Origin of the sequence: Rheinheimera sediminis, assembly GCF_004005375.1 — a bacterium.
Classification (GTDB): Bacteria; Pseudomonadota; Gammaproteobacteria; order Enterobacterales; family Alteromonadaceae; genus Pararheinheimera.
In genome coordinates this window covers 3,555-11,600 of record NZ_RZUF01000049.1, presented here as the reverse complement: position 1 = coordinate 11,600, position 8,046 = coordinate 3,555, and the positions used below count along the sequence as shown (strand labels likewise).

Here is an 8,046-nt window from a genome sequence, read left to right as displayed (position 1 = left end):
GATAGTTCAGGGGAGTCCATATAAGGGGCGAGGCTTGCCTCGTCCTTCTGGTGTTGAAATCAATGCAGGAATAAATAGGGCAGCAAACAAAGCTGCGGCTTCAAGTACGAGGGATTAATCCAAAGTAATTGGAGTTGCAGCGCGAAGACAAGTAAGTGAGTTCCCATGAACATAGCTGTCTATGTGTTTATGGATGGAGGTGAGTGCTCGCTAGAGAGCAAAGTTTATCAGTCGCAATAGGTGATTGGGGCGAGCGTCGCAGTCGACAAAGCTGCGGCTTCAAGTACGAGGGATAAAAGGTTCTCCGAATTGCCGTGTCAAGTATCAGCCCTTGAACCTAAGGTTCAAGGCGGGAGTCAGTTTGTCACCGTAGGCTTCTCGGTACGAGCCGAGCCTGCACAAAAGCAACGAGAAAGAGCCCCTAAAGTAAAACAATTATCGGCTCAGGGACATCTACCTAATCACTGACAACTCAGAGAACGTGATAAGTATAACACCGGCTTTTTGATTATTCCGCCTTCTTTTTCACTTCCACGAGCTCATTGCACAAATTTAGCGCAATCATCAGCAAAACATCCTCGTTCATGTGCACACCTGGTTTAAATTTTGTACTGGCAACCCGTTGTTCTAATTCATCAATGGCATTTTGTAGCCGTTGTTCTTCGCCCAAAGGGCAAGAAACTTTTAACACCCGGCCCAAAACAGAAATAGTTAATTGCTTAGGTTTTGTACTGGCATCAGGTTTGGCTACAGGTTTTTTCACTACAGCTTCAGCTGGAGGTGGATCAACAGGACGAAATTTACGTAAATGCATGATAGATACCTCTGGGCCTGCGATTGGGGCGTCCATCTGTTGGCGGGTAGAACCAGCAAATGGTAGGATAGCTGCCTTGAAAAGTCGCTTGGGCCGAAAAAATTATGACGACAGAAAGTTTTAAATCTTACGATCACTGGACCAGTATGCTGGATCAATCTTACCTGATGGCGTCGGCCGCCGAAGTACATGGCTTGATCGCAGGTTTGCTAAGTGCCGGTGTGAGCGCAGAACCAGCAAAGATATTACCAGTTCTGCACGACTTCTTAAATGACGGACAAGCTCTATCTGCCCCTGTTAAAGCAGAAATTTCTGATTTAATCATGCAAACGTCTGAATCTTTGGCACAGACCGACTATTCCTTTGCGTTATTGCTGCCTGGTGACGATGATTCCTTGCCGGAACGCCTCGAAGCTATGGTCGAATGGACCCAGTCTTTTTTAGTAGGTTTTGCCATTCAGCAGAACGATTTATCCATTTGTTCGGCTGAAGTAAAAGATGCAATCGAAGAGCTGACCGAAATCACCAAAATTGACGTATTTGCTATAGATGACAACAGCGCCGAAAGTAACGAAGAGTCGTACTTTTTAGTGCTGGAGCATATTCGTTTACTGGTGCTGACCGTCTTTAACGAAGTGGGGCTGAAATTCAGCAAAACCGAAGTTCAGAATAAAACTTTGCATTAAGAGCCTTTAGCAAATGACAGTGAGCATTTATTCAAACAGACGTGAGCGCTTGCTTACATTGATCCCTAACAACAGCGTGGTGTTAGTACCAGCAGCTGTGGAGTTAACCCGCAGCCGGGATACCGAATACCCGTTTCGTCAGGACAGCGACTTCTTTTACCTGACTGGTTTTAATGAACCTGACGCGCTTTTGATCCTGAGCAAAGACAATTCTGCCAACACTGCTAGTCTGCTGCTGTGCCGCCCGAAAGACCAGTTGGCTGAAATCTGGCAAGGTCGTCGTTTAGGGCCAGAACAAGCTAAAGCTGTATTAGGTGTAGATGCTTTGCCCATTGCAGAGCTGGAAAACGAGCTGTTAAAAGCACTGAATCAAAAAACGACGCTGTTTTATGCTCAGGGCACTTATGCAGAGTTTGACGCCAAAGTAGCGGCTACCTTAGCTACCTTACGACTTTATCCAAAACGGGGTTATGCGGCACCTACAGTGCAGCAGGATTTAAGGCCTGTAACGGCTGAAATGCGTTTGTTTAAAGATGCAGACGAAATAAAGCTGATGCGCAAAGCCGGCGTTATTAGTGCCAATGCGCATAAAAGAGCGATGCAGGCTGCCAAAGCAGGTGTATGGGAATATCAGCTCGAAGCGCATATTTTGCATGAGTTTGCTATGCACGGCGCTCGTTTTCCTGGCTACAACTGCATAGTCGGAGCTGGTGAAAATGGCTGTATTTTGCATTACACCGACAACAGCAGTCAGCTGAAAGACGGCGATTTAGTGCTGATTGACGCTGGCGCTGAGTATCAGGGCTATACGGCGGATATTACCCGTACTTTCCCGGTCAGTGGCAAATTCAGCCCGGAGCAGGCCGCTTTGTACCAAGTGGTGCTGAATGCCCAGTACGCTGCTTGTACCCAGGTAAAACCTGGCAACAAGTTTAAAGATGCGCTCGACGCTGCCTGTTTAGAGCTGACTAAAGGCTTATTGGAGTTGGGTATTTTACAAGGCGAGCTGGAACAGCTGTTAAATGACAATGCCTGTAAAACCTATTTTATCCATGGCTTAGGCCATTGGTTAGGGCTGGACGTACATGATGTTGGTGCTTACAAAGTTGCTGGTGAAGAGCGGCCTTTTGCAGCTGGCATGATTCTAACCATAGAGCCGGGTTTATATATTCCAACAGGATCGCAGTGCGATCCGAAGTGGTGGGGCCTGGCGGTACGGATTGAAGATGATGTGCTGGTCACAGCCGAAGGGCACGACAATTTAACAGAGTCAGTGCCAAAAGAAATCGCAGAAATAGAAGCTTTAATGGCGCAGGCTTAAAGGCTTAGGGTAAAACAAACACAGGATCATTTGATGTCATTTAGTCAGTCAGCAGAACAACCTATGGATCTGGTGATCGCAGGCGGTGGTATGGCCGGATCCATGTTGGCTTATGTGCTGCTGAGTCAAAACCCTGGATTAAAGCTGGCTATTGTTGAACAAAGCTCTGAACTTGCTACTGATCAGCAGCCTTCCAAAGCCAGCTTTGATAGCCGCAGCATAGCGCTGGCGCATGGTAGTGTGGAACTGCTGCAGCAATGGGGTTTATGGCAGGAGCTGCAACAAAGCGGCTGTGCCATCAAACATATTCAGATTTCCGACCGTGGTCATTTTGGTAAAACCTACTTAAATGCCACCGATCATCAGTTAACTGCGTTAGGTCAGGTGATTGAAGTGGAAGCCATGGGCGAAGTCTTGTGGCACAAGCTCAAAGCTTTCACTGCTCAAGGCCGTTTAAGCTGGTTTTACAGCGATGCAATTAGCGCGTTAAAACCAACAGCAGAGCTGCAGCACATTCAGTTGCAAAGTGGCGCAGTTCTGCAGGCGAAATTACTGGTGATAGCTGAAGGTGGTTTATCTCCAAGCCGCGCTTTAGCCGGTTTTGAGCTGAAATCGGATGACTACCAGCAGCATGCACTAATCGCTAATATTGGTTTGGCGGAATCGCATCAACACAAAGCTTTTGAGCGTTTTACCCCAACCGGGCCTTTGGCCTTATTGCCGTTAACCCGGCAGCGTTATTCGCTGGTCTGGACTTTAACGCCCGAACAAGCTGCACATCATCTAAACCAAACCGAAGAAGAGTTCTTAGCTGCGCTGCAACAAGCAGCAGGGCACAGAGCTGGTGTATTTAAAAGTGTCGGTCAGCGGGTGGTGTACCCTTTAAGTTTAAAGCGGGCCACCGAAGCGGCGCGTCATCGCACTCTGTTACTCGGCAATAGTTTGCATAACCTGCACCCTATAGCGGGGCAGGGCTTTAACCTCGCCATCCGCGATATTTTTAGTTTAAGTTTGTTGCTGCAAAAACATCAGACAGATGCTGGTTGTTATCAACTAACAAAAGCCTATCAGCAGGCGCGTTTGCCTGATATGCAGCAAGTGATTTTGTATACCGACTCGCTAGTAAGGCTATTTTCCAACTCTTCCCGCCTGATGGCGCTTGGCCGTAACACAGGTTTATTCGCATTAAACCTTTGTCCTGAATTAAAACAAGTCGTGGCGAACCAGGCTATGGGTCTGAATTCTATTCGCCAGTTAAAGGCGCTTTTGACTGAAAAAAAGAACCTTCACCCAAAGTAATTGAAGTTGCAGTGCGACGACGAATAAACGAGACCCCATGAGCATAGTTAACCTATGTGATTGGGGCGAGAGAGTGAAGTCAACAAAACTGCGGCTTCAAGGACGCAGGGGGAATTATGCAGGAATATGACGTAACGATCGTTGGTGCTGGCAGTGCAGGTTTAACCCTTGCACTATTGCTCGCCGACTCACAACTTAAAATTGCTGTGTTGGATAAAGAGCCGGCTCCAGAGGCTGTCGCACCCAGCTTAAAACGAGTGAGCGCGCTGAATCAGGCATCAAAACGCTTGTTGAGTCAGCTTGGCGTTTGGCAGGACTTAACATCAGCTGCGCCATACAGCGATATGAAAGTATGGGAAGCCGACAGTTTTGGCCGTATCGAGTTTTCTGCGCTGGAGCAAGGTTGTGATGAGCTGGGCTGGATAGTCGACAACGAACAGCTGCGTGCTGTGCTTTACAGCAAACTGATATACAAAACCAATGTCAGTTGCCTGTTTCAAAGTACGATTCAAAGCATCAGCAATAGCGAACAACAAAACCTGCTGACTATTGCTGATCAAAGCCCAATGCTGTGCAAACTGCTGGTGGCCGCTGATGGCGCTAACTCTTTTGTCCGCCAGCAATTACAAATGCCTATCGCGTTTTGGGATTACCAGCATCAGGCGTTGGTGGCACAAATCCGCACCACTGAACCGCATCAAAGCTGTGCCCGTCAGGTATTTTTACCGACAGGCCCGCTGGCGTTGTTGCCATTGGCAGACCCGAATTTAGTTTCTATTGTCTGGAGTACCAGCCCAGAGCAGGCCGCAGAGCTGCAAGCTATGCCAAGCGAACAGTTCAATAAAGCTTTAACAGCAGCCAGCAATTCGGTATTAGGCTTGCTGCAGCTTGAGTCGACACTCAGCAGTTACCCGCTGAAAATGCGTTATGCCAGCGAATGGGTGTTGAATAAAACCGTACTGGTGGCCGACGCAGCCCATACCATTCACCCATTGGCGGGGCAGGGCATGAACCTGGGTTTAATGGACGTTGCCGCATTAGCAGAACTAATAGGTCAGCAAATAAGCGCGCAAAAGCCCATCAATGAACAACGAATGCTGCGAAATTACGAACGCTGGCGTAAAGCCGAAGCACAAACCCTGATCGCCGCTATGGAGGCGTTTAAACAAGGCTTTGGCCGACAAAACCCACTACTGAAGTTAGTGCGTGGGCTGGGAATGAAACTGACAGATAAACTGCCTTTCATAAAACAAAAAATAATGGCTGCAGCTTTGGGGGATTCTGGCGATCTCCCAATAAGGGCAAGGCCTGCAGCCAAGTAATAGGCTATTAAGGGGCCTGAAATGGCAGGGGTATTTGCTATAGCTCTGCCATTCGCATTATTAAATCTAATCCAAAAGGGGCTGTTGGCCTCTTGTCCCATCGGTTATAATCCGGTTCATCTTAAAAATGTCATATGGTTATAAGCAGATTTTTGTGACTGACTGATGACAGCAAGTCTGAGTGTTTGAAGTTGCATAACGCGGCCTGAAAAGCTCCAGCGGCACAGGCCAGAATTTATTGACTGCTCCGGCAGCATAATTACCTAAGTAGTTTGAAGTTACGGCGAGGCGACAAGCCGTGAGACCCCAGGAGCATAGTTACCTATGTGACTGGGGCGAGATGGCGCAGTCAACAAAGCTGTAGCTTCAAATACGACGGTATAAACTGGAAAAAATACAGATGGCCCAAAAAACAGTGTTATTCGCCAAGCATGTAGAATGTGGCGCAAAGATGGTGGACTTTCACGGCTGGGATATGCCACTGAACTACGGTTCACAAATTGAAGAACACCACAATGTCCGCCAGGACGCTGGTATGTTCGACGTCTCTCACATGACTATCGTTGACCTGCAAGGGCCAAACACTCGTAATTTCCTGCGTTATTTACTCGCTAACGACGTTAACAAACTGACTGTACCAGGCAAAGCCTTATACAGCGGCATGTTAAACGAAGCCGGTGGCGTGATTGACGACTTGATCGTGTACTTCCTGACCGAAGACTTCTTCCGCTTAGTAGTGAACTCAGCCACCCGTGAAAACGATCTGGCCTGGATCAACAAACAAGCTGCAGCATTTAATGTCACTGTGACCGAACGCCCAGAGTTCGCCATGATTGCAGTGCAAGGCCCACAAGCCAAAGCCAAAGTAGCCACCTTATTAACCGAAGAGCAAAAAGCAGCTGTTGCTGGTATGAAGCCATTTTTTGGTGTTCAGGCCGGTTCTCTGTTTATTGCTACGACTGGCTACACAGGCGAAGACGGTTACGAAATCTCTTTACCTAACGAAGAAGCCGCTGACTTCTGGCAAAAACTGCTGGACGCGGGTGTGAAACCTGCTGGTTTAGGCGCTCGTGACACCTTACGTTTAGAAGCAGGTATGAACCTGTATGGCCAGGATATGGACGAAACCGTATCTCCGCTGGCAGCTAACATGGGCTGGACTATTGCGTGGGAACCAAGCGACCGTAACTTTATCGGCCGTGCTGCTTTAGAACAACAAAAAGCTGCTGGCACCATGAAGCTGGTGGGTTTAGTGATGGAACAAAAAGGCGTATTACGTCACGGCCAGAAAGTGGTGACTGAAGGCGGCGAAGGCGAAATTACCTCTGGTACTTTCTCTCCTACTTTAGGTTTCAGTATTGCTATGGCCCGTGTACCAGCGTCGACTGGCGACACTGCAGAAGTGGATATCCGCGGCAAACTGGTTCAGGTGAAAGTAGTAAAACCTAACTTTGTACGTATGGGTAAAAAAGTAATTTAATATACCGGTCGTACGGGAAGGCGCGGCTTTGTTGACTGCGCCATTTCTTAAATTCAAAGTACTTAGGTATAGATCTAGTGGTTTGCTTTGTTTGTTAGCTGTTGATTGAAAAATAAACAAACAAGGTGAGCCGCCATAAGCTTGCGGCAAAAGCATAGCTTCGCTATGTTGTTTGCCAGAGTCAGTTTGTAGACTGACTGCGATTAACAACAAATTCAGCACCAAGGAACATAACAATGAGCAACATCCCTAACGATTTAAAATACGCAACGTCACACGAATGGGTTCGTGACGAAGGCAATGGCGTTTACACCGTAGGTATTACTGAGCATGCTCAGGACCTGTTAGGTGACATGGTATTTGTTGAATTACCAGACGTAGGTGATGTAGTAGCTCAGGGCGACGACGTAGCTGTAGCTGAGTCTGTAAAAGCTGCATCAGACATCTACGCTCCGGTATCTGGCGAAATCGTTGCAGTAAACGATGCATTAAACGACTCTCCTGAGCTGGTGAACAGCGCGCCATACGGTGACGGCTGGATGTTCCAGGTTAAGGTTTCCGACGAATCTGAACTGGCCGGCTTATTAGACGCTGATGGTTACCAGAGCGTTGTTGACTCTGAATAAGTAGATTCAAAACAATTGTAAAGCCCTGTTCGCACAGGGCTTTTACTTATCGGATAGACGGGCGAGGACAAGCCTCGCCCCTACGGATATCTGATAGATCATTGATATACATGGGTTTTGTAGGGGCGGGGTTTACCCCGCCCGTGACAGACCCAGATAAAACCGAATAGACGTGCGTTATTGTAGGGGCGGTGTTTACCCGCCCGAGCATCGGATTAAACCGAATAGACGGGCGAGGACAAGCCTCGCCCCTACGGATATCTGATAGATCATTGATATACATGGGTTTTGTAGGGGCGGGGTTTACCCCGCCCGTGACAGACCCAGATAAAACCGAATAGACGTGCGTTATTGTAGGGGCGGTGTTTACCCGCCCGAGCATCGGATTAAACCGAATAGACGGGCGAGGACAAGCCTCGCCCCTACGGATATCTGATAGATCATTGATATACATGGGTTTTGTAGGGGCGGGGTTTACCCCGCCCGTGACAGACCCAA

General features: G+C 48.0%; 7 protein-coding genes and 1 other RNA gene. 6 read left to right on the top strand and 2 right to left on the bottom strand.

What is annotated here, in order from left to right; all coding sequences use genetic code 11:
* Positions 1 to 297 precede the first annotated feature (297 nt).
* Both ssrS and EMM73_RS19360 read right to left on the bottom strand, forming a co-directional pair.
* Positions 298 to 482: non-coding RNA, 6S RNA (ssrS, locus tag EMM73_RS19365), on the bottom strand.
* A gap of 26 nt (positions 483 to 508) precedes the next feature.
* On the bottom strand, positions 509 to 814 hold the full coding sequence (locus tag EMM73_RS19360) for a cell division protein ZapA (RefSeq protein ID WP_186435302.1): 306 nt from the start codon (positions 812 to 814) through the stop codon (positions 509 to 511).
* A 104-nt stretch (positions 815 to 918) separates the two neighbouring features.
* Here EMM73_RS19360 and EMM73_RS19355 point away from each other — a divergent pair, with 104 nt between their 5' ends.
* From EMM73_RS19355 to gcvH, 6 genes are all read left to right on the top strand, one after another.
* Positions 919 to 1,500: a UPF0149 family protein gene (locus tag EMM73_RS19355; RefSeq protein WP_127688409.1), complete on the top strand. Its 582-nt coding sequence runs from the start codon at positions 919 to 921 to the stop codon at positions 1,498 to 1,500.
* Between the two features lie 13 nt (positions 1,501 to 1,513).
* A complete protein-coding gene (gene pepP, locus EMM73_RS19350; protein WP_127688408.1) occupies positions 1,514 to 2,821 on the top strand; it encodes a Xaa-Pro aminopeptidase in 1,308 nt (435 codons plus the stop codon).
* A gap of 33 nt (positions 2,822 to 2,854) precedes the next feature.
* The gene (gene ubiH, locus EMM73_RS19345) at positions 2,855 to 4,120 is read left to right on the top strand and encodes a 2-octaprenyl-6-methoxyphenyl hydroxylase (protein WP_127688407.1); all 1,266 of its coding nucleotides are present in this window, start codon (positions 2,855 to 2,857) and stop codon (positions 4,118 to 4,120) included.
* 116 nt (positions 4,121 to 4,236) lie between these two features.
* Positions 4,237 to 5,442 (top strand): FAD-dependent monooxygenase, encoded by a 1,206-nt coding sequence (locus tag EMM73_RS19340; RefSeq protein ID WP_127688406.1) that lies wholly within the window; start codon positions 4,237 to 4,239, stop codon positions 5,440 to 5,442.
* 400 nt (positions 5,443 to 5,842) lie between these two features.
* Complete coding sequence (gcvT, locus tag EMM73_RS19335; protein ID WP_127688405.1) at positions 5,843 to 6,922, top strand: glycine cleavage system aminomethyltransferase GcvT; 1,080 nt, start codon at positions 5,843 to 5,845, stop codon at positions 6,920 to 6,922.
* A gap of 236 nt (positions 6,923 to 7,158) precedes the next feature.
* Positions 7,159 to 7,548, top strand: coding sequence for a glycine cleavage system protein GcvH (gene gcvH / locus EMM73_RS19330; RefSeq protein ID WP_127688404.1), 390 nt, complete (start codon positions 7,159 to 7,161; stop codon positions 7,546 to 7,548).
* Positions 7,549 to 8,046: the final 498 nt, after the last annotated feature.

What these genes read in the sequence shown, in the direction of transcription:
- EMM73_RS19360 (WP_186435302.1), bottom strand. Translation starts at nt 814, where the DNA reads ATGCATTTACGTAAATTTCGTCCTGTTGATCCACCTCCAGCTGAAGCT.
- EMM73_RS19355 (WP_127688409.1), top strand. Translation starts at nt 919, where the DNA reads ATGACGACAGAAAGTTTTAAATCTTACGATCACTGGACCAGTATGCTG.
- pepP (WP_127688408.1), top strand. Translation starts at nt 1,514, where the DNA reads ATGACAGTGAGCATTTATTCAAACAGACGTGAGCGCTTGCTTACATTG.
- ubiH (WP_127688407.1), top strand. Translation starts at nt 2,855, where the DNA reads ATGTCATTTAGTCAGTCAGCAGAACAACCTATGGATCTGGTGATCGCA.
- EMM73_RS19340 (WP_127688406.1), top strand. Translation starts at nt 4,237, where the DNA reads ATGCAGGAATATGACGTAACGATCGTTGGTGCTGGCAGTGCAGGTTTA.
- gcvT (WP_127688405.1), top strand. Translation starts at nt 5,843, where the DNA reads ATGGCCCAAAAAACAGTGTTATTCGCCAAGCATGTAGAATGTGGCGCA.
- gcvH (WP_127688404.1), top strand. Translation starts at nt 7,159, where the DNA reads ATGAGCAACATCCCTAACGATTTAAAATACGCAACGTCACACGAATGG.